The 26,792-nt window shown below is 62.8% G+C and carries 27 protein-coding genes; 12 read left to right on the top strand and 15 right to left on the bottom strand.

Going from position 1 to position 26,792, the window contains the following annotated elements:
- Positions 1–72: 72 nt before the first annotated feature.
- Entirely contained in the window at positions 73–1,506 is a 1,434-nt protein-coding gene (locus MUN81_RS01705) for a hypothetical protein (RefSeq protein ID WP_245114676.1), read from the bottom strand.
- A gap of 97 nt (positions 1,507–1,603) precedes the next feature.
- Positions 1,604–2,035, bottom strand: coding sequence for a hypothetical protein (locus tag MUN81_RS01700; protein ID WP_245114675.1), 432 nt, complete (start codon positions 2,033–2,035; stop codon positions 1,604–1,606).
- A gap of 161 nt (positions 2,036–2,196) precedes the next feature.
- Here MUN81_RS01700 and MUN81_RS01695 point away from each other — a divergent pair, with 161 nt between their 5' ends.
- Positions 2,197–3,831: an NADP-dependent glyceraldehyde-3-phosphate dehydrogenase gene (locus MUN81_RS01695; protein WP_245114674.1), complete on the top strand. Its 1,635-nt coding sequence runs from the start codon at positions 2,197–2,199 to the stop codon at positions 3,829–3,831.
- Between the two features lie 161 nt (positions 3,832–3,992).
- Positions 3,993–6,041, top strand: a complete 2,049-nt coding sequence (locus tag MUN81_RS01690) for a M13 family metallopeptidase (protein ID WP_245114673.1) — start codon at positions 3,993–3,995, stop codon at positions 6,039–6,041.
- A gap of 151 nt (positions 6,042–6,192) precedes the next feature.
- On the opposite strand, the gene MUN81_RS01685 is transcribed toward MUN81_RS01690, so the two are convergent.
- The 4 genes from MUN81_RS01685 to glyA all read right to left on the bottom strand — a co-directional run bounded on the left by MUN81_RS01685 (position 6,193) and on the right by glyA (position 11,091).
- Positions 6,193–8,133, bottom strand: a complete 1,941-nt coding sequence (locus MUN81_RS01685) for an ATP-binding protein (protein WP_245114672.1) — start codon at positions 8,131–8,133, stop codon at positions 6,193–6,195.
- Between the two features lie 129 nt (positions 8,134–8,262).
- Positions 8,263–8,691, bottom strand: a complete 429-nt coding sequence (gene rpiB / locus MUN81_RS01680; RefSeq protein WP_245114671.1) for a ribose 5-phosphate isomerase B — start codon at positions 8,689–8,691, stop codon at positions 8,263–8,265.
- 81 nt (positions 8,692–8,772) lie between these two features.
- Positions 8,773–9,642, bottom strand: a complete 870-nt coding sequence (gene tatC / locus MUN81_RS01675; protein WP_348533157.1) for a twin-arginine translocase subunit TatC — start codon at positions 9,640–9,642, stop codon at positions 8,773–8,775.
- 156 nt (positions 9,643–9,798) lie between these two features.
- Positions 9,799–11,091, bottom strand: coding sequence for a serine hydroxymethyltransferase (glyA, locus tag MUN81_RS01670; protein WP_245114670.1), 1,293 nt, complete (start codon positions 11,089–11,091; stop codon positions 9,799–9,801).
- Positions 11,092–11,188: 97 nt separating this feature from the next.
- Between glyA and MUN81_RS01665 the strand changes: the two genes are divergently transcribed.
- From MUN81_RS01665 to MUN81_RS01655, 3 genes are all read left to right on the top strand, one after another.
- Positions 11,189–11,479, top strand: a complete 291-nt coding sequence (locus MUN81_RS01665; RefSeq protein ID WP_245114669.1) for a GIY-YIG nuclease family protein — start codon at positions 11,189–11,191, stop codon at positions 11,477–11,479.
- A 128-nt stretch (positions 11,480–11,607) separates the two neighbouring features.
- Complete coding sequence (locus MUN81_RS01660) at positions 11,608–12,096, top strand: hypothetical protein (protein WP_245114668.1); 489 nt, start codon at positions 11,608–11,610, stop codon at positions 12,094–12,096.
- Between the two features lie 159 nt (positions 12,097–12,255).
- On the top strand, positions 12,256–13,050 hold the full coding sequence (locus MUN81_RS01655; RefSeq protein ID WP_245114667.1) for a hypothetical protein: 795 nt from the start codon (positions 12,256–12,258) through the stop codon (positions 13,048–13,050).
- A 413-nt stretch (positions 13,051–13,463) separates the two neighbouring features.
- Here the strand turns inward: MUN81_RS01655 and MUN81_RS01650 are convergent, their stop codons facing one another.
- The 7 genes from MUN81_RS01650 to MUN81_RS01620 all read right to left on the bottom strand — a co-directional run bounded on the left by MUN81_RS01650 (position 13,464) and on the right by MUN81_RS01620 (position 20,077).
- Positions 13,464–13,886 (bottom strand): hypothetical protein, encoded by a 423-nt coding sequence (locus MUN81_RS01650; RefSeq protein ID WP_245114666.1) that lies wholly within the window; start codon positions 13,884–13,886, stop codon positions 13,464–13,466.
- A gap of 115 nt (positions 13,887–14,001) precedes the next feature.
- On the bottom strand, positions 14,002–14,376 hold the full coding sequence (locus MUN81_RS01645) for a hypothetical protein (RefSeq protein WP_245114665.1): 375 nt from the start codon (positions 14,374–14,376) through the stop codon (positions 14,002–14,004).
- A gap of 36 nt (positions 14,377–14,412) precedes the next feature.
- On the bottom strand, positions 14,413–14,970 hold the full coding sequence (locus MUN81_RS01640; RefSeq protein ID WP_245114664.1) for a DUF6252 family protein: 558 nt from the start codon (positions 14,968–14,970) through the stop codon (positions 14,413–14,415).
- A gap of 585 nt (positions 14,971–15,555) precedes the next feature.
- A complete protein-coding gene (locus MUN81_RS01635; RefSeq protein ID WP_245114663.1) occupies positions 15,556–18,111 on the bottom strand; it encodes a hypothetical protein in 2,556 nt (851 codons plus the stop codon).
- Between the two features lie 543 nt (positions 18,112–18,654).
- The gene (locus MUN81_RS01630; RefSeq protein WP_245114662.1) at positions 18,655–19,353 is read right to left on the bottom strand and encodes a metallophosphoesterase family protein; all 699 of its coding nucleotides are present in this window, start codon (positions 19,351–19,353) and stop codon (positions 18,655–18,657) included.
- Between the two features lie 160 nt (positions 19,354–19,513).
- The gene (locus MUN81_RS01625; protein ID WP_245114661.1) at positions 19,514–19,738 is read right to left on the bottom strand and encodes a hypothetical protein; all 225 of its coding nucleotides are present in this window, start codon (positions 19,736–19,738) and stop codon (positions 19,514–19,516) included.
- A 72-nt stretch (positions 19,739–19,810) separates the two neighbouring features.
- Complete coding sequence (locus tag MUN81_RS01620) at positions 19,811–20,077, bottom strand: hypothetical protein (RefSeq protein ID WP_245114660.1); 267 nt, start codon at positions 20,075–20,077, stop codon at positions 19,811–19,813.
- Between the two features lie 361 nt (positions 20,078–20,438).
- Here MUN81_RS01620 and MUN81_RS01615 point away from each other — a divergent pair, with 361 nt between their 5' ends.
- A complete protein-coding gene (locus MUN81_RS01615) occupies positions 20,439–20,693 on the top strand; it encodes a 4a-hydroxytetrahydrobiopterin dehydratase (protein ID WP_245114659.1) in 255 nt (84 codons plus the stop codon).
- On the opposite strand, the gene MUN81_RS01610 is transcribed toward MUN81_RS01615, so the two are convergent.
- On the bottom strand, positions 20,690–21,127 hold the full coding sequence (locus tag MUN81_RS01610) for a DUF3592 domain-containing protein (protein ID WP_245114658.1): 438 nt from the start codon (positions 21,125–21,127) through the stop codon (positions 20,690–20,692). The two genes, MUN81_RS01615 and MUN81_RS01610, sit on opposite strands and share 4 nt — an antisense overlap.
- Positions 21,128–21,250: 123 nt before the next feature.
- Here MUN81_RS01610 and rsmI point away from each other — a divergent pair, with 123 nt between their 5' ends.
- From rsmI to MUN81_RS01580, 6 genes are all read left to right on the top strand, one after another.
- Entirely contained in the window at positions 21,251–22,024 is a 774-nt protein-coding gene (gene rsmI, locus MUN81_RS01605; RefSeq protein ID WP_245114657.1) for a 16S rRNA (cytidine(1402)-2'-O)-methyltransferase, read from the top strand.
- On the top strand, positions 21,963–23,666 hold the full coding sequence (gene lnt / locus MUN81_RS01600; RefSeq protein ID WP_245114656.1) for an apolipoprotein N-acyltransferase: 1,704 nt from the start codon (positions 21,963–21,965) through the stop codon (positions 23,664–23,666). Before rsmI ends, lnt begins: the two co-directional genes overlap by 62 nt.
- Before the next feature lie 2 nt (positions 23,667–23,668).
- Positions 23,669–24,004: a hypothetical protein gene (locus MUN81_RS01595; RefSeq protein WP_245114655.1), complete on the top strand. Its 336-nt coding sequence runs from the start codon at positions 23,669–23,671 to the stop codon at positions 24,002–24,004.
- A 3-nt stretch (positions 24,005–24,007) separates the two neighbouring features.
- The gene (locus tag MUN81_RS01590) at positions 24,008–24,820 is read left to right on the top strand and encodes an inositol monophosphatase family protein (RefSeq protein WP_348533156.1); all 813 of its coding nucleotides are present in this window, start codon (positions 24,008–24,010) and stop codon (positions 24,818–24,820) included.
- Positions 24,821–24,948: 128 nt separating this feature from the next.
- The gene (locus MUN81_RS01585; protein WP_245114654.1) at positions 24,949–25,167 is read left to right on the top strand and encodes a hypothetical protein; all 219 of its coding nucleotides are present in this window, start codon (positions 24,949–24,951) and stop codon (positions 25,165–25,167) included.
- Positions 25,168–25,303: 136 nt separating this feature from the next.
- The gene (locus MUN81_RS01580) at positions 25,304–25,645 is read left to right on the top strand and encodes a hypothetical protein (protein WP_245114653.1); all 342 of its coding nucleotides are present in this window, start codon (positions 25,304–25,306) and stop codon (positions 25,643–25,645) included.
- A gap of 82 nt (positions 25,646–25,727) precedes the next feature.
- Here the strand turns inward: MUN81_RS01580 and MUN81_RS01575 are convergent, their stop codons facing one another.
- Positions 25,728–26,747, bottom strand: coding sequence for an SPASM domain-containing protein (locus tag MUN81_RS01575; RefSeq protein ID WP_245114652.1), 1,020 nt, complete (start codon positions 26,745–26,747; stop codon positions 25,728–25,730).
- Positions 26,748–26,792 lie beyond the last annotated feature (45 nt).

Below are 26,792 nucleotides of genomic sequence, written 5' to 3'. Positions count from 1 at the left end.
TTTAATCTGCGCAGTCCTATGCAGTACCGGTCGTTCAACGGCGAGACTCCAACTATTGCGTCTCTACATCGTTCATTTCAGTAGCACCAGCGGCTCCTTCAGGTTCATGTGCCCCTGTTGGTCCAGCAGCTTGGCTGCGGCGGTGAGTTGGGCGGGGTCGTGAGCATTCACCAGAATAATTGGCCCATCAGGGCCCGTCATGCTCAGCAGAAAGCTTTTTTCGGAGTTGAGGCGCTGCTTGCGCAGGGCGGGCAGGTTGGCGCGTAGGTAGCGCAGCGTGGCCTTGTGCTCGCGCGTGACCACGATAACGGGCATTATTTCGCCGCTCTGGGCCCGGCTCAGGGCTTTATCGGAATGCAGAATGGGGGTGGTAGAGTACGTGACGGTGGTTCGAAACCGGTCCTGAAATGGCTGGATGGCGGCCTGCAGGTCGTCGTCGTTGGTCCAGTAAATCACCTTGCGAAAGAGACTGACATAGTCCGTGGACGCCCGGGGAAATGTCTGGTCAAACAGGTTAATGGCTTGATTCACAAAAATGCTGTCGATGCATTGGCCACGCTCCACGTAACCGGTCATCAGCGGGTAGATGGCTTTGGCGTAGCGGTCCACGTAGTCGTCGCCGTACCATTCGCCGCTTTCGAGATGACCGGTTTGTTGGGCGAAAATCCACTCGCCGGCCACCGTGGCCAGGGCTTCTTCCATCAGGTTGTAGGCCAAGCGGCGGTTGGGCGAGGGATGGTGCAGGTACCAGCCTTCGAGCTGCTGCTGCAGGGCCAGGCGCTGCTGCGCCGAGAGCGTGTGGCTCATTTCGTGAAACACTACCGAGGTGCCGTCCACGAACGTGCGCGACTGAGGGTGGCAGTCGAGCAGCACCAGGTTGCCGAGGGCTGTGGCGTGATTGGTGAAAATAAGGCCGTTAAAGCCCTGTTTCACGTCCAGCTGCGGGTTGAGCAGCACGCGGTAGGGTAGCGCATCGGGCCAAGCGCTGCCGTAGAAGGTGCGCAGCCGGCTGAACTTCTGCATTAGCTGGCTCTTGGTTAAAAAGTCGGCGTAGGCGGTGCGCAGCTTGCCCAGCTCGGCGACGTGGGGCTGCCAGGCCAGCGTATCGAAAGCGGGCGTGAAGTAGCGGTACATACTGTCGAGGCTTACCAGCACCTCGTTGGGCAGCAGGCCCACGGTGCGGCGCTGCAGGTCGGGCAGGTCCTGCGCGTCGGCGCTGGCGGCCAGATAGCTCGGCTCGATGGAACCCATGCTGGCGAGGCGGCCGGCGGGGTAGCCGTCGCGGTCGAAGCCGGGCTCGTGGTCGATGCTTTGGTAGCGACGCAGCCAGCGCCGTGCCTCGGGCGTGTTGAAGCGGCTGGCTTCAAAAGCCCGCCGGCTGCCCTTGTAGGTACTGGTGCTGCCCGCCAGCGTTTCTACAAACCGCACTAGGGAATGCACGCGGCTCACCTCGACGGTCACGGCCGGGCCGGGGCTGGCGCTTTGCGCTTGAGCTAGGACTGACAAGGCACTACCCAACATAAACAGTAACAGCAGTCGCTTCATGCCGCTAAAGCTACTGGCTGGCCACCACAACACGTAGGGGCGGGAGCGAGCCCCGCCCCTACCGCACCAGCAGCCAGCCCAGTAGCAGGGCCCGCGCCGTCCAGGCCAGGGTACGCAGCCAGTTGGTGCGCGTGAGGCCGTCGATGGCAATGTAGTCGAACCCGCCTTCGAGGCGGTTGTGGAAGGGCACGGAGATTAAGAAGGTGACGGCCCAAATCAGCAGCACCAGGGCCAAGCTCCACCAGCCCGCGCCGCTAGGCAAGACCGTGCGGCCGGCCCAGGTCAGCCAAGTGGCCAAAGCCAGTTCCAGCACCATGGGGGCCATTACCACGTAGCTCATGCGGCGGGTGTGGGCCGTGTGGAAGGCCACCCAGGCATCTTTGGGCACCAGCCCGAAGCTGGGGTAGTGCACCACCTGAATGGTCCAGATGAGGCCGGTGAGGTAGGCGGCCGCGGCGAAATTGAGCAAAAGCAGGAAGCGGAGCGGCATGGGCGGAAAAAATAATTTTGGCCTGAACATACGGCTTTCAAGCTTGCCCGCGGTACGCAAACGTTCCCGAAAATGGGGCCCAGCGGGCCCGAGAAGGCCCAACATTTCCGCGGACCTGCGCTGGTGCGTAGGTTCGCACCGCAACTTTTCTGCACCCAACCATGCCCGTAACCCCCGAAAGCCTGACCCATCTGTTCCCGCTCGACGAGCGGGCCATTCCCGAAGCCTGGCGCCGGCCCGAGCCGCTGCACCAGCGCCAGTACCTGCTCGACGGCGAGTTGCGCGAGTGGCACGGCCCCACGCAGGAGGTGCGCACGCCCATCCAGACGCGCCTCACCGACGGCACGCTGGCGCCCCGCGTCATCGGCTCTTACCCGCTGCTCGACGAAGCCGAAAGCCTCAAGGCCCTCGATGCCGCCGTGCGCGCCTACGACCACGGCCGCGGCGAGTGGCCCACCATGAGCGTGGCCGAGCGCATTGCCGCCGTCGAGAAATTTACCCGCCTCATCGTGGCCCGCAAGGCCGAAATCGTGCAGCTGCTGCTGTGGGAAATCGGCAAGTCGGCCGCCGACTCGGAGAAGGAGTTTGACCGCACCATCGACTATATCCGCAACACGATTGACGCCCTCAAGGACATCGACCGCGACTCGTCGCGCTTCACTATAGAGGAAGGCATCATCGGCCAGATTCGGCGCTCGCCGCTGGGCGTGGTGCTCTGCATGGGCCCCTTCAACTACCCGCTGAACGAGACCTTTTGCATGCTCATTCCGGCCCTCATTATGGGCAACACCGTGCTGTTCAAACCGCCGAAACACGGCGCGCTGCTGCACTACCCGCTGCTGCAGGCCTTCACCGAAGCCTTCCCCAAAGGCGTGGTGAACACCGTGTACGGCCGCGGCAACGCGGTGGTCCCGGCCCTCATGGCGTCGGGCAAAATCGACGTGCTGGCCCTCATCGGCAGCAGCCGGGTGGCCGACTCGCTCAAGAAGCTGCACCCCAAGTCGAACCGCCTGCGGGCCGTGTTCGGGCTCGATGCCAAAAACGTGGCCATCGTGATGCCCGACGCCGACCTGGACGTGGCCATCAAGGAATCGGTGCTGGGCGCGCTGAGCTTCAACGGGCAGCGCTGCACGGCGCTCAAGCTGTTTATGGTACACGAGAGCATTGCCGAAGACTTCGTGCAGCGCCTGGCCACCGAAATCAACAAGCTGAAACCCGGCATGCCCTGGGACGCCGGCGTGAACATCACCCCGCTCCCCGAGCCGCAAAAGCCGGATTACCTGGCCGAAGTCATTGCCGACGCCCAGGCCAAGGGTGCCCGCGTGGTGAACGAAGGCGGCGGCACGGCGGCCGGCCCGCTGGTGTTCCCGGCGCTGCTGTTTCCGGTGCAGGAGGGCATGAAAGTGTGGCGCGAAGAGCAGTTCGGGCCGGTGGTGCCGGTGGCGTCTTTCAGCAAAGTCGACGAAGCCATTCAGTACATCATCGACTCCGACCACGGCCAGCAGGTGAGCATCTTCGGCAGTGAATCGAAGGAAGTGGCCGACCTCATCGACCAGCTCGTGAACCAGGTGAGCCGCGTCAACATCAACGCCCAGTGCCAGCGCGGGCCCGATACCTTCCCCTTCACCGGCCGCAAAGACTCGGCCGAGGGCACGCTGTCGGTGTACGACGCGCTGCGCTCGTTCAGCATCCGCACGGTGGTGGCCACCAAAATGACGGACGCCAACAAGCACCTGCTGAACGAGATTGTGGACGGCCAGGAAAGCAGCTTCCTGAGCACGCGGTTTATTCTGTAGGCATCTTCGAACGAGGCTGGGAACGTCATGCTGAGCGAAGTCGAAGCATCTCTACCGCGCAACTAATCCATTGTTTGGGTTACTATCGCAGTAGAGATGCTTCGGCTGCGCTCAGCATGACGTTCTTTCGTTTCCAAAAGACTCCCATCCCTTAATCATTCATGAAAAAACCCTTGTTCTTGCTGCCGCTGCTGGCCGCGGCCGTGACCGGCTGCCCATCGAACTCCCTGAAAACGGCCAGCTCCGGCGACAAGCCCGACCTGCTCTACGCCGCCCTGGACACGACCGTGGCGCCCGGCGACGACTTCTTTTCCTACGCCAACGGCACCTGGATTAAGAACAACCCCATTCCGGCGTCGGAAAGCAACATGGGCATCGGCAAGAAGGTGCAGGACGAGGTGTACGCCCGCCTGCGCGAAACCAGCGTGGAAGCGGCCAAAGCCAACGCCGCCGCGGGCAGCAACCAGCAAAAAATTGGCGATTTCTGGGCCGTGGGCATGGATTCGGTGAAGGCCGACAAGCTGGGCGCCGCGCCGCTCAAACCGGAGCTGGACCGCATTGCCGCCATCAAAACCGTGGCCGATGTACAGGCCGCCATTGCCCACGAGATTCCGCTGGGCGTGCGCGCCCTCATCGGCCCGCGCGTGGGGCAGGACGACAAGAACAGCGACAAGATGGTGCTGTACCTGCGCCAGTCGGGCCTGGGCCTGCCCAACCGCGACTACTACTTCAACACCGATTCGCGCACGAAGAACATTCGGGCCGAGTACCTGATGCATGTGGCCAACACATTCAAGCTGCTGGGCCAGGACGACGCCGCCGCGCAGGCCAATGCCGGCCGGGTAATGGCCTTGGAAACCAGCCTGGCCAAGTCCTCGCGCAAGCTCGAAGCCCTGCGCGACCCCTACGCCAACTACCACAAGATGAGCATCGCGCAGCTCGACAAGCTGACCCCGGGCCTCGACTGGAAAACCTGGTTTGGCCAAATGGGCGTGCCCAATGCCGATACCGTCATTGTGGGCCAGCCGGAGTTTTACCAGACGGCGGGCAAGCTGCTGAAAACGGCTCCGCTCGACGATTGGAAAGCCTACCTCAGCTGGCAGTTGGCCCGCACGTTTGCGCCCACGCTCAGCAGCCAGTTCGTGAACGAGAACTTTCACTTCTACAGCACCGTGCTGCGCGGCGCCAAGGAAATCCGCCCCCGCTGGAAACGCGTGCTCGATATGCAAGAGGACGCCCTTGGCGATGCGCTGGGCCAGCTTTTCGTGAAAGAATACTTCAAGCCCGAAGCCAAAGCCCGTTACGACACGCTGGTGAAGAACGTGACGTCGGCCTTCGCCGAGCACATTCAGAAACTGGATTGGATGAGTGCATCCACCAAAGTGGTGGCCCTCGACAAGCTCCACAAAATCACCCCCAAAGTAGGCTACCCCGATAAGTGGAAGGACTATTCAACCCTAAAAATTGACCGCAACTCGCTGGCCGACAACGTGATGCGTGCCAACCAGTGGCAGTGGCAGTACCAGCTCAACAAGCTGGGCAAGCCCGTGGACCGCACCGAGTGGGACATGACTCCACAGACCTACAACGCTTACTACAACTCCTCGAACAACGAGATTGTGCTGCCGGCCGCGGCCTTTGCCGTGCCCGGCCTGCTCGACGCTGATGCCGACGACGCCCTGGTGTACGGCTACGCCGGCGCCAGCACCATCGGCCACGAGCTCACCCACGGCTTCGACGACGAAGGCAGCCAATACGACGCCCACGGCAACCTGCACGAGTGGTGGAGCAAGGAGGACCGCAAGCGCTTCAACGAGCGGGTGAACGGCATCGTGAAGCAGTTCAACGGCTACACCTTGCTCGACTCGTTGCACATCAACGGCAAAGCCACGGCCGGCGAAAACATTGCCGACCTCGGCGGCATCGTCATTGGCCTCGATGCCTTCAAAAAGACCAAGCAGTACAAGGAAGGCAAGAAAATTAACGGCCTGACGCCTGTGCAGCGCTATTTTCTGGGCTACGCCCTGGGCTGGCAGATGCACGTGCGCGATGAAAGCCTGGCTTCGCAACTGCTCACCGACGTGCACTCGCCCGCCCAGTACCGCGTGAACGGCCCCATGGCCGACGTGCCCGCCTTCTACGAAGCCTTCGGCGTGAAACCCGGCCAAAAGCTCTACCGCCCAGATTCGACGCGGGTGGTTATTTGGTAGAGCGGGGAGGTGTGAAATGATGAGCGTGGGACTGTCATCCTGAGCGCAGCGAAGGACCTTATCACGTTTGACCGATTTGTTTTGGCGTGATAAGGTCCTTCGCTGCGCTCAGGATGACAGTCTTTTCATTGCGCTACACTTATACCCATTGCTACTTCGCCACCGGCAGGCTCACCGTCACGTTGGTGCCGGCGCCGGGACGGCTCTGAATCACGAGCGTGCCGCCGTGGCGGTGCACGAAGGCCCGGCACAGCGCCAGACCGAGGCCGAGGCCCGTGGCGCGCGGCTTGGGCGTAGGCGTGGGCTCGGGCAGGGCGGGGCCGCTCATGAGCGAGGCCACGGTGGCGGCGCTCATGCCCGGCCCCGTGTCGGTGCAGCTGATGAGCACCATTTGGGGGTCGTCGGGGTCGGGGGCGGCTTCGAGGTGCACGTGGCCGCCGGCGGGCATGAACTTAAGGGCGTTGCCCACCAGGTTGCGCAGAATGGTACGGGCCATGTTGCGGTCGGCCATCAGCTTCAGGCCATCGGGGGCGGCCATGGTGATGTGCTGCCAGCTGGCGGCCGCCGTGGTTTGGTACAGGGCCTGGCACTCGGCAAACAGCTCCGACACGAGCACCGGGGCCGGGCGGCATTCCAGTTCGCCAGTCTGGCTCACGGCCCAGTTCAGCACGTTGTCGAGCAGGTGGTTGAGGCTGTCGGCGGCCTGGCGCACCAGGGCGGGCAGGCGGGCCAGGCCGGCCTGGTCGTTCTGGGCAATGTAGGAGTCAATGAGGCTCGTAACGCCGGCAAAGGCCGTGACCGGCCCGCGCAGGTCGTGGGCCACAATGGCGTAGAGCTTGTCCTTGAACGACGCCACGCTACGCAGCTCCACCGATACTTTTTCCAGGGCCCGGTTGTTGGCGGCCAGTTCGGAGCGGCTGCGGCGCAGGTTGCGGTAGAAGTAAGCCGCCACCAGCAGCGCCAGCGTAAGCACGGCCACCGCGCCTATCAGCACGCGGCTGTGCCACACCTGCTCGTCGCGCTGCTGCGTGAGCAGGCGCAGGCGGCGGGCGCGCTCCTGGGCTTCGCTGCTCACCTGGGCAGCGGCCAGGGTTTGCATGGTCTGGCGGTTGTTGAGCGTGTCGTTGAGCTCCACGTAGCGCTGGTTCCACTCGTAGGCCTGGCGGTAGTTTTCGCGCTCGGCGGCTTCGGCCGACAGGATGCTGTAGGCATCAAGCACGCATTCGAGGTAGTCGCTCTGGCGGGCCAGCTTCAGGGCCTCGCGGGTGGCGGCGTCGGCGCGCGCGGGCTCGTCGGTCTGGATGTAGTACATCGCAAACATGATGAGCTGCCGGGCCTGGCTGCGCACGGCGCGCTGCCGCCGGCTGATGGCCAGCGCCTGGGTAAGCAGGCGCTTCACCCGGCCCAGGTTGCCGGCCTGCATCTGGTAGTTGGCCAGGCTGGAGAGGTAGTTGGCTTCGGCCGTAGAGTCGCTTTGGCGGCGGGCCAGCGCCAGGGCGAGTGAGTCGTAGTGCAGGGCCTGGGGCAGCTGCTGCCGGAAGAAAAATAGCCCGCCCACGTTGCCCAGCAGCTTCATGCGGGCGGTGGGCGTCACGCCGGGCTGGTTCATCAGGCGCAGGGCGCGGCGGTAGTGGCGCCAGGCCGAGGTGGAGTCGCGCCGCTCGTGGTAGATGCTGCCCTGCGAGGTGTAGGCGCGCACCAGGCCGTCCACGTTTTTCAGCTTTAGGGCCAGCGTCTGGGCTTCGCTGAGGAGCTGCAGGGCCTCCGGACCGTTGGAGAGGTTGCCGTAGCAGCTGGCCAGGTACAGCAGGCTTTGCAGCAGGCCGGGGCCCTGCTCCTCGGCGGGCAGGGTGCGGGCCAGGGCCACGGCGGCCTCGCCGTAGGGCAGGGCGCGGGCGGGCTGCTCGTTGTGCAGGGCGTAGCACATGGCATTCAGCAGCCGCAGGCGGGCGGTGTCGGGCAGCGGCGTGGCCAGCTTCTGCCGAATGGCCTCGGTGCCGTTCGGCAGCGCATCGCCGGCCACGGCCCGCGCAGGGGCCAGTAGCGCGCCGAAGGCAAACAGCCAAAAAAGCAGAATTCCGGGCCGGGTCATAAGTGGCTGCGTAATGCTAGCCAAAGATACACACAGTCCGGGCAACTTTCACGCTTTAATGCTATTTCAAAATATTCAAGGGTGCAATTTTTTCAGCCAGTCGATTCTCAAAAGCGGGACTACATTGCCTCAGCACTTTATTTTTGCCACTCGCAGCTGGTGGCGCCCCCCTTCGAAATTTGTTTTTAGAAAAGTTGATACAATTTCCCGGGTCTGGTCTTCGCTCACGTAGCGGGCCGGCACGCACAGCACATTGGCGTCGTTGTGCTGCCGGGCCAGGGCGGCCAGCTCGGGCAGCCAGGCAATGGCGGCGCGCACGCCGGCGTGCTTGTTGGCCGTGATGCACACGCCGTTGGCCGAGCCGCACAGCAGCAGTCCCAGCGCAACCTCGCCGCTTTCCACCGCCGCCGACAGCGGGTGCGCCACGTCGGGGTAATCCATCGAATCGGCCGAGTGCGTGCCAAAGTCCCGCACCTCGTGGCCTTCGGCGGTCAGCCAGGCGCGCAGCATTTCTTTATGAGTGAAACCGGCGTGGTCGGAGCCAAGGGCAATTTTCATGTGAGTTGGAATTAGTAACTAGACCTGGGAAGGGCCGTCGTGCTTCGCTACGCGCAACATGAGGAGTTGCATGATGGCTGCTTATTGCGCCGCGCCGCGCTCGGCCTGGCGTGCCAGCTTGGCGTTCAGGCGGGCGGTGTCGCCGCGCCGCACCACGCGGGCAATGTGAATGCTCAGCTCGTAGAGCAGCATGATGGGAATGGTGACGATAATCTGGGCCGAGATGTCGGGCGGGGTGATGATGGCCGCGATGATGAGGATGACCACAATGGCGTGCTTGCGATACACCTGCATGATTTCGGGCGACACGATGCCCGCCTTGGCCAGGAAAAACACTATCATGGGCAGCTCAAACACGAAGGCGCACGACAAGCTCATCGTGCTCAAGGTGCTGAGGTAGCTCTGCATGTCAATCTGGTTTTCGATGGTGGGGTCCACCACGTAGCCGGCCAGAAAGTTGATGCTGAGCGGCGCCGCGATGTAGTAGCCGAACAGCAGCCCCAGCGCAAACAGCAGCGACACAAAAAACACGGCCCCCTGCGAGTTGGCGCGCTCGTGCGGGTAGAGGCCGGGCTTCACAAAGCGCCAGATTTCCCAGAACAGGTACGGGAACGTGAAGCAGATGCCGGCCATGAACGAGGTGCTGATGTGCATGGTGAGCTGCCCGCTCATCTGGCGGTTCTGAATCACGAACCCGATTTTGTCGATGCACAAGTCCGGCGCGTGCACCCAGTTGCCGAACTTGCAGAACATGCGGTAGGTCCAGAAATCGGGCCGCGAAGGGCCCAGAATCACGTCGTGAAACAGGAAGTCCTTGGCGAAAAACGCGCCGGTGGTGAACACCACCACCGCAATGGCCGACCGGATGATGTGCCAACGCAATGCCTCCAGATGGTCGATGAAGGACATTTCGTGCGTTTCGCCCGAGAGGTTAGGTTGTTGAGGTTGCACGGAAAGCAATGGGTGAATGGGTGAATGAGCGAATGGGTGAATGGGCGCGACGAATGGACTTACGACAAAAGAAACGGCCACAGTCAACGACGGCGGCCATTTCTGCTTGCGCTACCTCATTCACCCATTCACCCACGCACCCATTCACTCATTGAATTACGCAAACAGCGGGTAGTCCTGCAGCCAGGCATTCACGCGCTGGCGCACCTGCCCGATGCGGGTGTCGTTGTCGTGGTTGGTCAGGGTTTCGTCAATCAGTTCCACGATGCGGGCCATGTCCGACTCGCCCAAACCGCGGGTAGTTACGGCGGCCGAGCCAATGCGGATGCCGCTGGTCACGAACGGCGACTTGTCGTCGAAGGGCACCATGTTTTTGTTGATGGTGATGTCGGCGCGCACCAGCGTGTTTTCGGCCAGCTTGCCGCTGAGGCCCTTCGAGCGCAGGTCAATCAGCATAAGGTGGTTGTCGGTGCCGCCCGAGATGAGGTCGTAGCCCAGCGCGGTGAAGCCCTTGGCCAGCGCCTGGGCGTTGCGGGCTACTTGCTGGGTGTAGGTTTTAAAATCGTCGGTCAGCGCCTCACCGAAGGCCACGGCCTTGGCCGCGATGACGTGCTCCAGGGGTCCGCCCTGCGTGCCGGGGAATACGGCGCCGTCGAGCACGGCCGACATGGGACGGATTTCGCCCTTCGGAGTTTTCAGGCCGAAGGGGTTGTCGAAATCCTGGCCCAGCATGATGAGGCCGCCGCGGGGGCCGCGCAGCGTTTTGTGCGTGGTGGTGGTCACGATGTGGCAGTGCTCGAAGGGCGAGTTCAACAGGCCTTTGGCGATGAGGGCCGAAGGGTGCGAAATGTCGGCCAGCAGCAGGGCGCCCACCTCGTCGGCGGCTTCGCGCAGGGCTTTGTAGTCCCAGTCGCGCGAGTAGGCCGAGGCCCCGCAGATAATCATCTTGGGGCGCTCGCGGCGGGCGGTTTCCTTCACCTTGGCCCAGTCGATGAGGCCGGTTTCGCGCTCCACGCCATAAAAGCTGGGCACGAAGTACTTGCCCGAGAAGTTGACGGGCGAGCCGTGGGTGAGGTGGCCGCCGTGGCTGAGGTCGAAGCCCAGGATTTTATCGCCGGGCTTGAGGCAGGCCAGGAACACGGCGGCGTTGGCCTGGGCGCCGGAGTGCGGCTGCACGTTGGCCCACTGCACGCCGAAAAGCTCCTTCACGCGGTCGATGGCCAGCTGCTCCACCTGGTCCACGATTTCGCAACCGCCGTAGTAGCGCTTGCCGGGCAGGCCCTCGGCGTACTTGTTGGTGAGCACGGAGCCCTGGGCGGCCATCACCTGTTCCGAAACGTAGTTTTCGGAGGCAATGAGCTCAATGCCGTGGGTTTGGCGGGCTTTTTCCTGGGCGATGAGGTCGAACACGGCGGTGTCGAGCAGGCGAGCGGGGGCGGCGGTTTGCATGGGCGTAAAGGTAATAGGTGCAATAGCGGAAACCAGAACGTCATTCGGAGCGCAGCGCAGCATCTTTACCGCTTCGTTGCACAAACAGGTCTCACCGATGTACATCTACATCCTCACCAATACCGGCCGTACCGTTCTCTACATCGGCGTCACCAATGACTTGCCCCGACGCTTGTATGAGCATAGCACTGCACGAGGCGACAAAAGCAAGTTCACCGGACGCTACCAAACCGATTTGCTGATGTACTTCGAGCACCTTCCCGACGCTTCGCAAGCCATTGTTCGGGAGAAGGAATTGAAGGGCTGGAGCCGTGCCAAAAAGGACGCGCTGATTACGGCGTTTAATCCCGGATGGAAGCCGATTGACTTGGAAACATGGGAGGGATAGGGCAACGAAGCGGTAAAGATGCTTCGCTGCGCTCTGCATGACGTTCTCACTTTACTTTTTTCCCACCTCCCCATTCTCCCCCATTTCCCCATTTCCGTCGTTACTTGCTACTGCCTTTGCTCCCTGCCATGTCCGCGCCCCTTGCCGAAACCCTTACCCAGCTGCGCGTCGGCAATCAGAAGTTTCTGATTGACTTTTACCAACGCAGCCGGCACCTGTTTTCCCGCTGGGCCCAGCGCCAGCACCGGCTGGCTCCGGCCCAGGCCCACGGCCTACTCCAAGACACCCTGCTCGACTTCTACGACCAGGTTGCCGACGGCCGCATCACCAAAATGCCCGACGACCTGCGGGCTTTCATCTACGGCATGGCCCAGCAGCGCCTGGCCGCGCAAGTACCCGCCCACGTGCCCCTGCCCGCTGCGGAGGCCGGGCGCCGCCAGCGGTTGCTGGCCCAGTTCAACCAGCTCGGGGCCGATTGCCAGCAGGTGCTGACCTACTTTTACTTCCGCGGCTACCATTTCGAGAAGATGGGCGGCAAGATGGGCTTCCCCAACGCCACCGTGGCCCGCCTCCAAAAAAGCGCCTGCCTGCGCAAATTGTATGAATTGCTGCGGTAAAAAGGACGCAATGGGAAAGAACGTCATGCAGAGCGCAGCGAAGCATCTCGCTTGTGGTAGCAACTCTCTTGATTGATTTAGTGATGGCACGCGAGATGCTTCGCTGCGCTCTGCATGACGTTCTTTCCCCTCCTATCTTCCTCCCCTTCTCCCCTACACATGGACCTCCGCCCCTACCTCGACGACCTCGAACGCTTTGCCGACGGCCAGATGACCCCGGCCGAGCAGGAAGCCTTCGAGCTGCGCCTGGAAGAGGAGGAGGCCCTGGCCGACGCCCACGCCGCTTACGAGCAACTTACCGCCGACCTGCGCTGGGCCGCCGGCCACGACACCCTGCGCCAGCGCCTGCAAGCCCTCGATGAGCGCATGAACGAGCGCGGCACCGCCCTGGCCCGCGTGGAGCAACTGAACCAGCGCCGCCAGCGCCGCTGGACCGTGCTGGGCACCCTGGGCGCTCTGCTGCTGCTGGCCGTTGGGGTGGCCGCCTGGTACTTCACCCGCCCCGACCCTGCCCGGCCGGCCCGCAGCTGGGAGGCCTACTACCAGCCCGACCCCGGCCCCGTGGTGACGCCCGCCTTGCTGCACGCCCGCCCGCTGCTCTCCGAAGCCCTCGACCAGTACCAGTCGGGCCACTACCCGGCGGCGCTGCACTCGCTGGGCCGCGTGAGCCCCACCAGCGTGGGCAACGACACCCTGCTCTACCTGCGCGGCCTCATCCTATTGCGCCAGGGCCAGGGCAACGCCGCCCAGCTCTACCTGCGCCGCGTGAGCGATGAAAACGCCACCAGCGAGCTAACCCGCCGCGCCCGCTACCACCTCGGCATGGCCTACTGGCAGGCCAAGGAGCTGGCCCCCGCCCTGACCGAGCTGCGCGCCGTGGCCGCCGACTCGCTCAACCCTTACCGCGCCTCGGCCCGGCGGGCGGTAGCGGCGGGCGTGCTGGAAGGGCAGTAGAGACGCCATATTTTGCGTCTCGGCGGCCACGCCAGCCGCGCATCGTTCAACGTAAGTCGTTCAACGGCGAGACGCAAGATGTTGCGTCTCTACCCCAACCGGGCCCATCTGATATAAAAAAACCGGTCGGAAGTGGTGTCGCACCACTTCCGACCGGTTCTGTACCACTTGCGAGTGGTGTTGCACCACCCCGGACCGGTTCCGCACCACCCTAGGGTGGTGCAACACCACTTCCGACCGGTGTCGCACCACCCTGGAGTGGTTCCGCACCACTTGCGAGTGGTAGCGCACCACCCTGAATGGGTGTCGCACCACCCCCGGGTAGTTCCGCACCACCCGGGGGCGGGGCTAGGCCGTGGCGGGGGCCGCTTTGGCGGCTTTGGCGGGGCTCAGGCGCTGGGCGTAGCGCTTTTTCATGATGGCGAGGGGGCCTGCACGGCGGCGGTTTCGCCGTTGTCGCGGCGCAGGTCTTCGTACACGTCGTCGGCGGTCACCATCACGTCGGCGCCGGCCAGGCGGTAGGTGTCGCTCACTTTTTGGGCCAGGGGTCCGAGCACGGCCTGGATGCCGCGCAGGCTGTCCATGAGGGCCACGTCCTTTTCGAACTCGGCCAGGTCGAAGGCGCGGCGGGTGAAGCCCGGGTCGGCGCGCACGGCGTCGAGGGCGGCCTGGGTGAAGGGCACGCCGTCGAAGCCGATGTTGCGCAGGCCGCGGCTTTCCTCGGGCTGCAGGGTGATGAGGAAGGGCATCAGGTCCTGGACCTGGCGCAGCAGGTCGACGATTTTCTTGGCGTCGGCGGCAGAAAGGGTTTCCGAGATGCGGTTGCCTTGCTTCATGGGAATGGGGTAAAGGGGTAAAAGATGGAGGAAAAAATGCCGGGCTGGGGCTCCCGGCCCGGTGCGGGTGTAAGTAGCAGGATGTCCTATTTTTCGATGCGCAGCTGCTGGCGACTCAGCACCTCATTGCCGCGCAGGATGTGCACGAAGCCGGAAACACAAACTGCACGGTGCGGGTGGCCACCTTGCTGGCCAGGGGGCTCACCGTGACCAGCGTGCGCTGCTCGTAGGGCGAGGCGGGCCGGTTGGGGGCGTCGTAGAGCTGCTCGTTGCTGACCGTGACGAGGCCCGCCGTGCCGGCGTCGTCGCGAAACCGGTCGTAGCGGGCCAGAAACCCGCTCACCGGCTCGGCGCAGTAATTGACAGCGGTGCCGCCCCCACCGGAGGGCGGCAAGACAACCGACGTGGTAGGGGCAGCCGGCCGTTGGGCGTGGGCTTGGCGGGGCAGGGCAGCGGCCACGGCAAGCCCGAATAGTAGCCATTTTTTCATGGTACAGTTGGGAAAGGGTTGGGAAAAAGAAAAGATTTACTGCTTGCGGTCGAAACGCCCGCTGGTAATGGTGATGGTTTTGGTGGGGTCGAAGGTGCTAACGGCTGTGAATTCGAACGTGCCGGCGCTGATATCTGCCGGCTTATCCATTCTTGTCAGCGTTACTTGACCGGTATGCTGGGCATCGGTAACATAAACTTCTCCACCCGAACCGGAGATGGTAAAAGTGGCGTGACTAAGTATAATAAGTGGGTCTCCCTGCGGGTAATACTGAGTGTTTTGATTTAGTTGGTAAATACCGGCCACGCGGGTGCGCAGGAACAGCAGAATAGTGGCGCGCTGGCCTTTGTACTGGCCGTTGAGGGAGACGTAGTACACGCTGCCAAAGGCAAAGCCGCCGCTCAGGGCCGGGGTGGGGTTGCTCAGCAGGCTGCCCCCGTACTCAGCGGCCACGAACCGCTCGCCGTTGATGAGGCAGCCGCCGGTGTTCTTGCCTTCGTGCGTGGCCGGGGGCAGGCCGGCTTCGGGGTCGTCTTTTTTGCATCCAGCGGCCAGCAGCGCGACTAGCAGCAAGGAGGAGAATAGCTTATTCATGGCGGGAAAGAATTAAGAATGAAATGACACACTAAACAGGATTGACGCAGTGAAAACCACTGGTCAGCTACGCCTGATTCAGACAGCGAGAGAATATCCGTGGAAGCGCGGCGGATGCCCGCGAATGGCAACAAGCCCTTGGGCGCGTTGGCCCGGGCTCCTTACCTAGGCGCGGCCGGCACGGCGGGGCCCATTCAGCGGGCCGCCGCTGCTGCGAAAAGCAGGCGTTTGTTTCATGGCGAAGGATGGGTAGAATCCGGAATGCCGCAGGGCCGGCCTGTAGGGCGCCAGCTTTTCTCAAACGTAGCCGATTTGCCTGCGAAACGCAAATAAATGTATTTGCCAATCAGACTTTTATAGCTGCCTTATCAGCAAAGTCGCAGGCGAGATTTTGCCCCTGCAAGGCACGTATGGGCCGCTGAACAAGGAAAAGGAATGGACTTTAGGGGCGTCGGGCGCAAGCAACTTGCTAACACAACCCGCGGGGCTGACGCGGCCGGCCCAGAAACACGAAAAAGCCCCAGCCACTATCGTAGCTGGGGCTTCTCAAACAGGCGGAACGGCGCTGGAGCGCGGCTCTCAGCCTCAGTTTTTCACCACGCGCTGGCGCAGCACCTGGCCGGCCACCGTGGCGGTGAGTACGTAGGCGCCGGCGGCGCCGGCGGGCTGCACGTGCAGCGGCGCCGCGCCGGGCGCCACTTCCTGGCGCCACACCTCGCGGCCCATGCCGTCGAACAGGCGCAGGGTGGCGGTGGTGGCGCCGGGGTGGCGCAGCTCAACGGTCAGGTCCTGGCCAAACTGCGTGGGGTAGGCGGCAAACACGGGGGCCTCGGCCTCGAAGGTCAGCTCGCGGGGGCCGTAGTAGGTGGCCTCGGCGGCGGTGCGGTCTTGCTGGCGCAGGCGGTAGTAGCGGCGGCCGGCTTTGCCCGCGCTGGCGTCCACGAAGCGGTAGCTGCGGGCGCTGCTGCTGGTGCCGCTGCCCTCGGCGGCCACGAAACCAATTTCTTTAAAGGTCTTGCCGTCGAGCGAGACTTCGATGCCGAAGCCGCGGTTGTTCTGCTCAGTAGCGGTGGCCCAGGTGAGCACGGCGTTGCGGCCCTGGCGCTCGGCCGCGAACTCGGTGAGGCTCACCGGCAGCGGGGCCGTGAGGTCGCCGAGGGTCCAGCGCGAGAAACCGTCCACGTTGTTGAGTGTGGCGTAGCCGCCGCCTACCGCGGCGCTGGTGCCGGCGGCGCTCACGCCCTTGTTGGTCCAGGTGGCGCCGGCGTTGGTCGACTTAAAGAAGCGCAGGTTGCCGCGGCTGATGCCGTTGAGCTCGTGGTCGAGGTAGCGCAGGGTCAGGCCCAGGTTGAGGCCGGTGAGCACGTCGGCGTCGATGTCGTAGTAGCGCAGGATGCCCTGGCGGCCACCCACGCCCACCGGGGCCGTGCCCGTGATGCGCGTCACGAAAGTGGCGCCGGGCAACGCCGAGCCGGTGGCGGGCGTCATTTCCAGGCCCACGCCGCCGAAGTCTTCCAACACGCCCTCGGTGGGGGTGCGGTTTACCTCCACGCGGCCCAGCACGTAGCTGGCGTCGGTTTCCACGAGGTTGGCCAGGCGGTCGAGGGTGAGGGCGTAGCGGCTGCCGGTGGAGAGCACGCCGTTCAGCATCTGCACGCCGTTGTACACGGTGGCGTTGCCGGTGAGGGTTTTGGTGCCGGGGCCGTTCACTTCGAGGTTGAAGTAGAGGCCGCCGCTCACGGTCTGGGGGCCGTTGCCGGTCAGTATCACCTTGCCCGTGGAGCAGGTGAACTGGCCCGAATTCACCATATTACCTTTGATTTCGATGTCGCCCAGCGTCTGGGCAAAAGTACCCGAGTTGGTGAAGTTGCCGGTGATGAGCATGTCGCCGCCGGTATGGTTGAGAATGCCGGCGTTGGTGAGGTTGCCCAGCACCACGGTCAGGCCGCTTTCCACCACCATCAGCTGGCCGCTGGCCACTGAGAAAGAACCCAGAACCGTGGTAGCGCGGCTCACGAGGCTGTTCACGCCGCTGGTGCCGGTGTTGCTCACGCTGGCCACGGTGTTGCTCGTGAGTTCGTTGCGGCCGCCGTCGATGCCAATGGCCGTGAGCGCGGCCGAGCCCGTGCCCGTGAGGCTCACGTTGCTCACCAGGTTGCCGGTCACTTCGTTGGTGAGGGCGGTGCTGCCGCCGCAGCTCATCACAATGCCGCGGAAGCTCTGCCCGCCGGTGTTGACCCAGGCGCCGCCGGTGGCGCCGGCCGCCTGCCCGCCAATGGAGTTGTTGGCCACGGTGGCGTCGTTGGCGCCGGTGCCGGGCGCAAAGTCAATGCCGGTCTGGGCCGTAGTGGGGGTCGACGACGCGTTGTAGAAGATGCTGTTGCTGCTGATGTTCCAGCCGTCGCCGTTGCCGGCGCCCACCTGCACACCGGTGCGGGTGAAGTTGGAGAGTTGGTTGCCGGTGAGGACGAAGGCGTCGTTGGTGCCAGTACCCGAGTTTACGGCATATACCAGGTTGGCTGGCAGCTGCGAGGGGTTGGCGTTGTAGATATAGCTTTGGGTCAATGTGTTGTAGTCGTTGCCGGTGGCGCTGCCATTGCCGATGACCACCACGCCGCTGGTCCAGGAGGTGGCCGCGCCGCGCACCAGCACCTCGGTCACGGTATTGTGCGAGGCGTCGTTGCTGAACACCAGCGTGGGCGCCAGCTGGTCGGTTTGGCGCAGGGTGAGGGCGCGGGCGCTGCCGTTGTTGCCGCTCAAAATGGTGTAGGCGCTGCCGGCCCCAAACGTGAACGTGCCCGTGATAATAGGCGAAGCCCCGGACGCCGGTTTGATGGTGAGCGTGTTGGTGGCGGTGCCGGTTTTGGTGAGCAGCACGTCTTCGGCATAGCTGTTGCCGGTCAGCTGCAGCTCATACGGCTCGGTCAGCGGCGAGGGCACGGCCGCCAGTGCCTGCGCAATGGTGGGGTAGTTAGCCTGGCCGTTGCCCACGGTGATGATGACCGTGGCGTGGACGCGGGTGCCGAGCAACAGCAGCACCGCCAGCAGCACGGCCACCAGTTGCCCGCGCCGGCGCTCCCACCACGGAAGCGCGGGCAAAGGGCCAAAAGAATGCGAGGCCGAGGGTAGGGAGTGTTTCATATGCGGGATAAAAAAAGTTTGAAGTGGCAAGCCGGCCCGACGGAAGCCCTAGGGCCGCTACATCTTCCTGCGTGGTGCATATTCCTTAACCGGGCAAAATTCAATTCGCACTGCCAGGCATCTGTCAATGCTCCTCCGATTTCCAGATTGAGCCCACTATGCAGAAATAGTATTTATCAAACCTATAGCCCTGCACTCGCCCGCGCAACACCCTAGTCAAACCCTCGCCGCCATAGTACAATTATTAACTTATTTTATTGCAGGCATCCTATCGTTTTCAAATAATACTTCAATTATTTTTTCAAGTAAGCAATCAATAACCCAATTTATTATTTCATTATTAAATCACGTTGTGTTCGGAATAATGCATGGCTGTATGTAACTGCACAGCATGGCCCTCCCGGTATTCTTCACCCGCATTGAGACTATAAATAGTATGGGCAAACCATATATTTCCAGGCAACCTCAAATGATAAAATGCAAAAGCTATTAGCGTCCGCCTTGTGGGCGGGGCGCAATTCCGGGATTCATTCAAAAGGTACTTTACCGCTTTCCTATTGAGTAGGACGGTTCGCAGTTGGGCACCAGCAGCAAGTCCCAGCTGTCCAAATTGAGGGCCGCCAAATGGGCCAGCTCAGCGTTGTGACGGTACACGCAGCCCGTGTCAAGCCCCAGGAAGCCGGGGCGGGCAGCGGCTTTGGCGCGCACCTGCGCAGTGGGCGTGGGCACGTGGCCGTGCAGCAGGCGTCGCCCGCCCAGCCGCGAGGGGTCGTACACGAACTTCTTGGTGTTGAGCATGGTGTCATGGTCCTGGCGCATGGCGGCGGGCGGCAGGGCGAAGTTGTAGCCGGCGTGCACCAGCACAAAATCGGGCAGTTCTATCTCATAGGGCAGCGTGGCCAGCCAGTTGAGGTAATGGGCCGGAATGTCGGACAGCCGCCCCACGCCAAAGCTGCGCAACGTGGGCTGCCGGCCCCGCGGGCCCAGCCAGTCCCAGCGCCAGCGGTGGCGCGCGGCGTCGAGCAGGGCCTGGTCGTGGTTGCCGCGCAGGCAGTGCACGCGGTAGCCGCCAGCCTGCAGCGCCATCAGGTAGTCGAGCACGCCGCGGCTGTCGGGCCCCTTGTTCACGTAGTCGCCCAGCAGGTAGAGCTCGTCGCGCGGGGTCAGACGCAGCTCTTCTTCCACCAGGCGGCGAAAGGTGTGCAGGCAGCCGTGCAGGTCGGTGGTGGCAAAGCGGCGCATGGAGTATTTTGATGGATAAAGACACCAAAAAGAACGTCATGCTGAGCGCAGCCGAAGCATCTCTACCGGGGAAGTAATTCAGTTACTCTCGCGGTAGAGATGCTTCGGCTGCGCTCAGCATGACGTTCCGGGTAATTCAGGCGAAACGGCCGCTCGGCCTTTAGTGGCCACCGCCGTAGGATGGCTTGTCCAGTTCGGGCTTGTCGAGGTTGCGGTTGGGGTGACGCTGGCCCGCGTCGAGGGCCTCCTGTTCGAGGCGGGCCTGCGTGGCTTCGTCGAGGTCATTCACGGGCAGGTCGCCGGTGCCTTTGGGCAGGCCTTCGCCGGCGGGACCGCCGTGGTTTTCGCTGGACTGTTGGTTGCTTTTATCGCTGTTGTTGGACATGAGGAAGGAAGTTAGAAAGTGGAAATGCGGAAGGTGTCTGACTGTTGCTCCGGGCTGCCGACGGACGCGACCTTACTGGTCGATGGCCGTGTCGGTGGCGTCGGGGTCGTTGAGCTCGGCGTTGGTGTCGGTGCCGGTGATGGGCGGCAGGGGGCGGGGCTCCATCTGGCCCATGCCCACGCGGGAGTTGGGATTCAGCATTTCGTCCACGCCGGGGCGGCGGTCGTGCACGTCCAGCTCATCAACGGGGCGGCCCGAGGGCGCAATGGAGTCGAGGCCGTCGTCATCGGGCAGGTCCTGGTTGGCGCGGCCGGCACGGCCCTCGTCGTTCGAGCGCATGTTGTCGGGCGGGGGGCCATGGCGTCGGCGGTTTCGTTCACGCCCAGGGCGGTTTCGCCGCCGGCCGTGTCGGAACCGTAGCCTTCTTTGCCTTCGCGGTTGCCGAAGCCGCCGCGGGCCGCTTCGTTCTTAGGCGGGTCGGCGTTGGGGATGTGGTGGCCGGCCTCCATTTCTTCGTTGGTGGTGTCGTCGTTGATGACGCGGATGGGGCGGTTGTTCGGGTCGATGGCCATAATGGGGTTAAGGACTGGAGTACGAGGAAAGAAGTGGCTCGGAAAAGGTGTACTTTGGATTTCCCGTTTGGGTTTTGCCCGCCCGCCGCCCGCACACCTCAACCGTGTCGTTAAATATAGCAAAAACTATGTGGACTGAAATCGATAACAGCCTGTGCCGCAGCTTCCGCTTCGCCGATTTCAAAACGGCCTTTGCCTTTCTCACAGAAGTGGCCGCTGAGGCCGAGCGCCTCGACCACCACCCCTGGTTCAGCAACGAGTACAACGCCGTGGAATTTCGCCTGCGCACCCACGATGCCGGCAACACCGTGACCCCACGCGACCACCGCCTGGCCGCAGCCATTGATGCCGTGGCGGCGCGGTATGCCACGCCGTCTTCTTAACCCGGGCCAAGAAGCCCGGCCAGCACCATAGTCACTGTCAACAGGCTAGCAATTAGTAACAACCAATAATTTTTGGTTTGGTCTAACTCCTGAATGAACAGAAAACGCCGAGGATTGGCGGTATCGTAACGCAACAAGGCATAATCGTTATCGAAAAATTCGACTTTATCAGCGAAGAACAAATGCCGTGCGTCCAAAAACCGCTCTAAACCCGCACTTTCGCTTTCAACGACCTCGCCATTCCGCGCTGTGAACCGCACTTTAGGCACATGATAACTGCCGCTTCGGCTGCGAGCTACTTCTCGCTGACTAATGATAATGCCTTCCTGTTCTATTCCATTGCGTGACAGCTCGGAGGCTAGCCGAATTTCGGCCAGTGCGGCGTATGCTACGCTACCCGGAATACAGGCAAATACAAATGCCAGCCAAACCATTGTTTATCAATAATAGGGAAATGTCCCTGCTTTTCTAGGCGACAAGATACCGGCGCAGCTGGTTTAATTTCGGGTCGGCTTTTAAGGCGGCGTACGGTTTGGCCAGCTACGTACCTTTGCGCCATGCCCAACACGGTTCTGTACCTCGTGCCCACGCCCATTGGCAATCTGGAAGACATCACCCTGCGGGCCATCCGCGTGCTGGGCGAAGTAGGCACCGTGCTCTGCGAAGACACCCGCACCAGCGGCCGCCTCATGCAGCACCTGGGCCTGAAAAAGCCCCTTCTCTCCTACCACCTGCACAACGAGCACCAGCAGGTGCCGCGCCTGCTGGCCCGCCTGGAGCAGGGCGAAACCATGGCCCTGGTGAGCGACGCCGGCACGCCCGGAATTTCCGACCCCGGCTTCTTGTTGGTGCGCGAGTGCCTGGCCAAAGGCCTGGGCGTGGAATGCCTGCCGGGCCCGACGGCTTTTGTGCCAGCCCTGCTCAAGTCGGGCTTTGGGGCCGAGCGGTTTACGTTCGAGGGCTTTTTGCCGGTGAAGAAAGGCCGGCAGACGCGCCTGCAGCAGCTCGCCACCGAAACCCGCACCATGATTTTTTACGAGTCGCCGCACCGCATCGTGAAAACGCTGGGCCAGTTGGCCGAGGTGCTGGGGGCGGAACGGCCGGCCTCAGTCAGCCGCGAATTGACCAAATTGTTTGAAGAAACCGTGACCGGCACGCTGGCCAGCCTGGAGGCTGACTTCGCGGCCCGGCCCAGCATTAAAGGAGAAATTGTCGTTGTCGTCGAAGGAAATCTTGCCCCGCCCGCCCGCGAGCCCCGCCCCGGCCGCGATGACCGAAACCGCCGCCCCCACGACGACGATGCCGATGACGACATCGACGGCCAGGACTAGCGGCCTGTTCCGCCTGCGCACCCCGGCGCTGGCCGTGCTGGGCGCCCTGCTGCTGAGCGGCGGCTGGGCGCCCTGGCCCACGGCCTGGCTGGTGCCGCTGCTTTTTGTGGCCTGGCTGCCCTACCTCGTCATGGAGCGCAAGCTCACGCTGGAAGGCGCCCGCAAAGGCCGCGTGTTTGCCAGCACCTACCTCATGCTGGTGCTCTGGAACGCCCTAACTACCTGGTGGGTGAGCTATGCGCAACTGGCTGCCGGCATTGCGGCCGTGGTGCTGAACGCGCTGCTCATGTGCCTGCCGCTCATGGCCTTCCGCCAAACCAAAAAGCGCCTAGGCAGCCGCTGGGGTTACCTCTCGCTGCCGATTTATTGGATAGCTTTTGAGCAGCTGCACCTGCACTGGGACATCACCTGGCCCTGGCTCACGCTGGGCAACGGCTTCGCGGCCGCGCCCGGCTGGGTGCAGTGGTACGAGTACACCGGTTTTCTGGGCGGCTCGGTGTGGGTGTGGGCGGTGAATTTGCTAGCGTTCTGGGCGTGGTTCGGCCGGGGCGGCGTGGGCCCCTGGGCGGTGGATGGCCCTGCCCGCTTCCGCTGGGCCGCGCCGGTACTGGCCGTGGCCGTGCCGCTGTTCATTTCCACGCTCATCGGCCGCAGCTATGAGGCAAAAGGCCCGACGGCCGAAGTGGTGGTGGTGCAGCCCAATCTCGACCCCTACGTGGAGAAGTTTGAAGGCGGCCCTGAGTTTGTGCCTTACGACGAGCAGCTGACGCGCCTGCTGAACCTGTCGGAGCAGAAGCTGACGCCCGAAACCAAGCTCATCCTGTGGCCCGAAACCGCCCTGGAAGAACCCTACTGGGAAAACACGCTGGAAAGCCACCCCAAAATCCGGCGCGTGCGCGCCTGGCTGGCGCGGCACCCCGGTGTGGCCCTGCTCACCGGCATCACCACCATCAACTCTTACCCCAGCAAAGAGGCCGCCAGCGAAACCGCCCGCTTCCGCGACGACCTGGGCTACTACGACTTCAACAACGCGGCCGCCTATTTTGCCGATGCCGCCGCGCCGGTGGTACTCTACCACAAGTCGCGGCTGGTGCCGGGCGTGGAGAAGATTCCGCCCATCCTCAGCAGCGTGCTCAAGAACATCGATTTGGGTGGCTTCGTGGGCTCCTATGGCAGCCAGGAAGAGCGCACCGTATTTGCGCCACCGGCCAACGCGCCGACCCTGCGGCTGGCCCCGGTCATCTGCTACGAGTCCATCTACGGCGACTTTCTGGCCGAGTATGCCCACAACGGCGCGACCCTGCTGGGCCTCGTCACCAACGACGCGTGGTGGCACGACTCGCCCGGCTACCGCCAGCTGCTGAGCTACGGCCAGCTACGCTGCATCGAAACCCGCCGCGACCTAGCCCGCTCGGCCAACACGGGCTTCACCGGCTTTATCAACCAGAAAGGCGAAATCACGCAGCGCGAGCCGGCCTGGATTCCCACGGCCAGCCGCGCCGCCGTGCACCTCAATACCGAAACTACCTTTTATGTACGGTTTGGCGAGTTGATTGGGCGCGGCGCGCAGCTGCTGGCGGTGCTGCTATTGGTTTTTGCTATCGTGACGGGCTGGCGCAGAAAGCACAATTCTGCCGTATGAGAATGACCGCTAACGTGCCGGAGCCAATAAACAGCAACATTGTGCGGCTCATGATTCACGATGCTGGTAACGGCGTTTACTTGTTCGGCTACGATAAGCTAGCTGATAGTGGTGGCCTGTTTGATGACTGGTATGAAACCGTTGAGGATGCGCAGGATGCTGCATCTAGAGAATATCAAGTGGCAGCAGATGCATGGGCAGTCATCGCCGACCCGCTCGAAGATTGCCAGCAAGATTGGATTCAGCCGGTGCGGGTGAAAGGCCGTGATATCGGCCAGCCACAGTATGGTCAGCTGGAACGTTTAGTTAATGGCAACTGGGAAGATTTTGTGGAGTAAAACATGAATATGACTGATATCGACCTTACCCAGCTCTCCCACGACGTGGCGGCCCTGTGCCGCCGCACCGCCGAGTTCATCCGACAGGAAGCGGCCACCTTCGACCGCGCCAAAATTGAGCACAAAGGCCTGCACGACCTCGTGAGCTACGTGGACCAGGAAACCGAGCGCCGCCTTGTGGCCGGCCTGCGCGAGCTGCTGCCAACGGCCGGCTTCATCACCGAAGAAGGCACCGCCGGCCTCGATTCGCAGGCCGAAGAGTTTACCTGGATAATCGACCCGCTCGACGGCACCACCAATTTCGTGCACGGCCTGCCGGTGTACTCCATCAGCGTGGGGCTGCTACACGGGCAGGAGCTGGCCGTGGGCGTGGTGCACGAGGTCAGCCGCGACGAAAGCTTCCGGGCCGTGCGCGGCGGCGGGGCCTTTTGCAACGACGTCCCCATGCACGTCACCGACATCTCGGACCTGCACAGCTCGCTCATTGCCACGGGCTTTCCCTACAAGGACTTCGGCAAGATGGAGCCCTTCCTCCAGATTCTCGGCGCCTTCATGAACCGCAGCCACGGCGTGCGCCGCCTTGGTTCGGCCGCGGTAGACCTGGCCTACGTCGCCGCCGGGCGCTGCGAGGCCTTCTTTGAGTTCAACCTGAACTCCTACGACGTGGCGGCCGGCATCCTGCTGGTGCGCGAGGCCGGCGGCCACGTCACGCAGTTTCTCACCGACGGCGACCCGCTGTTTGGGCGCGAGGTGGTGGCCAGCAACGGTCACCTGCACGCGCAGGTGCAAGCCGTCATCGGCGAATTCTGGAAGTAGCGCCGCGTACCCCCAAGCTGTGCTTGGGCCCAAACGTGAAACGTGTGGTAGTGTGCGGCGGGCCCAAGCACAGCTTGGGGGTACGCGGCACCCGCAAACTTTTCCTTTTCCAGAGTAGTTCTCCTCTCATGCTCCTCGCCCTTACCTCCGTCGAAATTCAGTATTTCCTGATTGGCCTGCTCTTCGTGGCGGCGGCGTTCTACGTAGGCCGCATATTCTGGCGGGCATTTTTCAGCAAAACGGCGGCCGGCTGTGCCAAGGGTTGCGGAGGCGCTTGCGGGCAGCTCGACGTCGACCGCCTGCAGGCCACCATCGAAGCCCGGGCCGGCGCTCAGGCCGGGCGCTGAGGGCCCGCCAAGCCACTTTAATTTCTTTCTAACTTTCGAATAACCCGCCCCCGCCCCCGCTCCGTATAGCCGGAGCGGGGGCGGTTGCTTTTAGCGCCCTTCGCACATTCTTTCATTACCCAAACACCCCACCGCCATGCAGGACAAAGAAGAAGAACGGTCGCTTGTCAACGTTGAAAACAAGCTGACCAAGGACGGCTTCACCCAGGATTTCAACGTCGTGGATGGCCGCCTGCAAACCATTGGCAACGACTCGAACAAGAGCTACGCCCCCGACGAAGTGACCATTGTGGACTTTTACCGCTTCGAGGGCGAAAGCAACCCCGACGACATGTCCATTCTTTACGCCATCGAAGCCCACGACGGCGTGCGCGGCACCATCTCGTCGGCCTACGGCGTGTACGCCGACAGCGACACCGACGAATTCCTCAAGAAAGTGGAAGACCTCGGCAAGAACCTGATGAAAGGGCACAAGTAAAAAAGGGTTGGGTGTTGAGGGTTGAATGTTGAGTTGAAAATGCACTAACTCAACATTCAACCCTCAACACCCAACCCTTTTCTTAGCCCCACACCTTGGTTCCTTCCGAGCAGTTGCGGCACATCTCAATCTGGTCGCGGCCTTTGAGCAGGCTGCTGCGGAAGCGCTGGTACTTGGGGCCGCGCCAGAGCTGGGCGAATGTTTCGGTTTTGAGGTCGCCCTGGCGGTATTCGGCGTCTTTGTCGAAGCAGCAGGGTACCACCAGCCCGTCCCAGGTGATGACGCAGCTGTGCCACATCTTCCAGCAGTGGTCCACCAGCTTGTTTTTGAGGCTCCAGGTGCCGTTGCCGTTGTTCTGGTAGCGCGAGTAGTAGTCGATGGTGGGGATGAGCGGCGAGCCCTGCGCGTGGTCGTAAATCTGAGCGGTTTTAAACCACACGTCGTCGACGCCCAGGGCTTGGGCCAACTGTTTGGCGTCGTCTATCTGATGCTCGTTGGGCCGCACCACCAGGAATTGAAAGATGATGCGGGGCGTGCTCGACTTCAGTTCCTTGCGCCACTTCACGATGTTGCGCGTGCCTTCCAATACTTTTTCCAGCTTGCCGCCTACGCGGTATTGCTGGTACACGTCCTGCGTAGTGCCATCGAGGGAGATGATGAGGCGGTCGAGGCCGCTTTCCACGGTTTTGCGGGCATTCTGGTCGTTCAGGTAGTGGGCGTTGGTGCTGGTGGCGGTGTAGATGCCCTTATCGGCCGCGTATTTCACCAAGTCCAGAAACTGCGGGTGCAGGTAAGGCTCGCCCTGAAAGTAAAAAATCAGGTACCACAGCCGGCTGGCCACCTCGTCGATGGTGCGCTTGAACAGGTCGCCCTGCAGCATGCCCGTGGGCCGCGTGAAGGAGCGCAGGCCGCTGGGGCACTCCGGGCAGCGCAGGTTGCAGCTCGTGGTGGGCTCGAAGCTGAGCGCCATGGGCAGCCCGCGCAGCCGGGCCTTGCCCGTGATTTTGCTCAGGATGTAGGAACCGACGATTTGGGCGGTGTTCCACACCCGCAGGGGCGTGGCTTTGGATAGAATGTTGAGGCCGTCGGTGAGCGTGGACATGAAGCAAGGCAGGATAAAGCAGTAGCGCGAACTTCGCGGCGCGCG

It is taken from the genome of Hymenobacter sp. 5317J-9, assembly GCF_022921075.1.
Classification (GTDB): Bacteria; Bacteroidota; Bacteroidia; order Cytophagales; family Hymenobacteraceae; genus Hymenobacter.
This window is presented reverse-complemented; position numbering and strand designations above follow the sequence as displayed.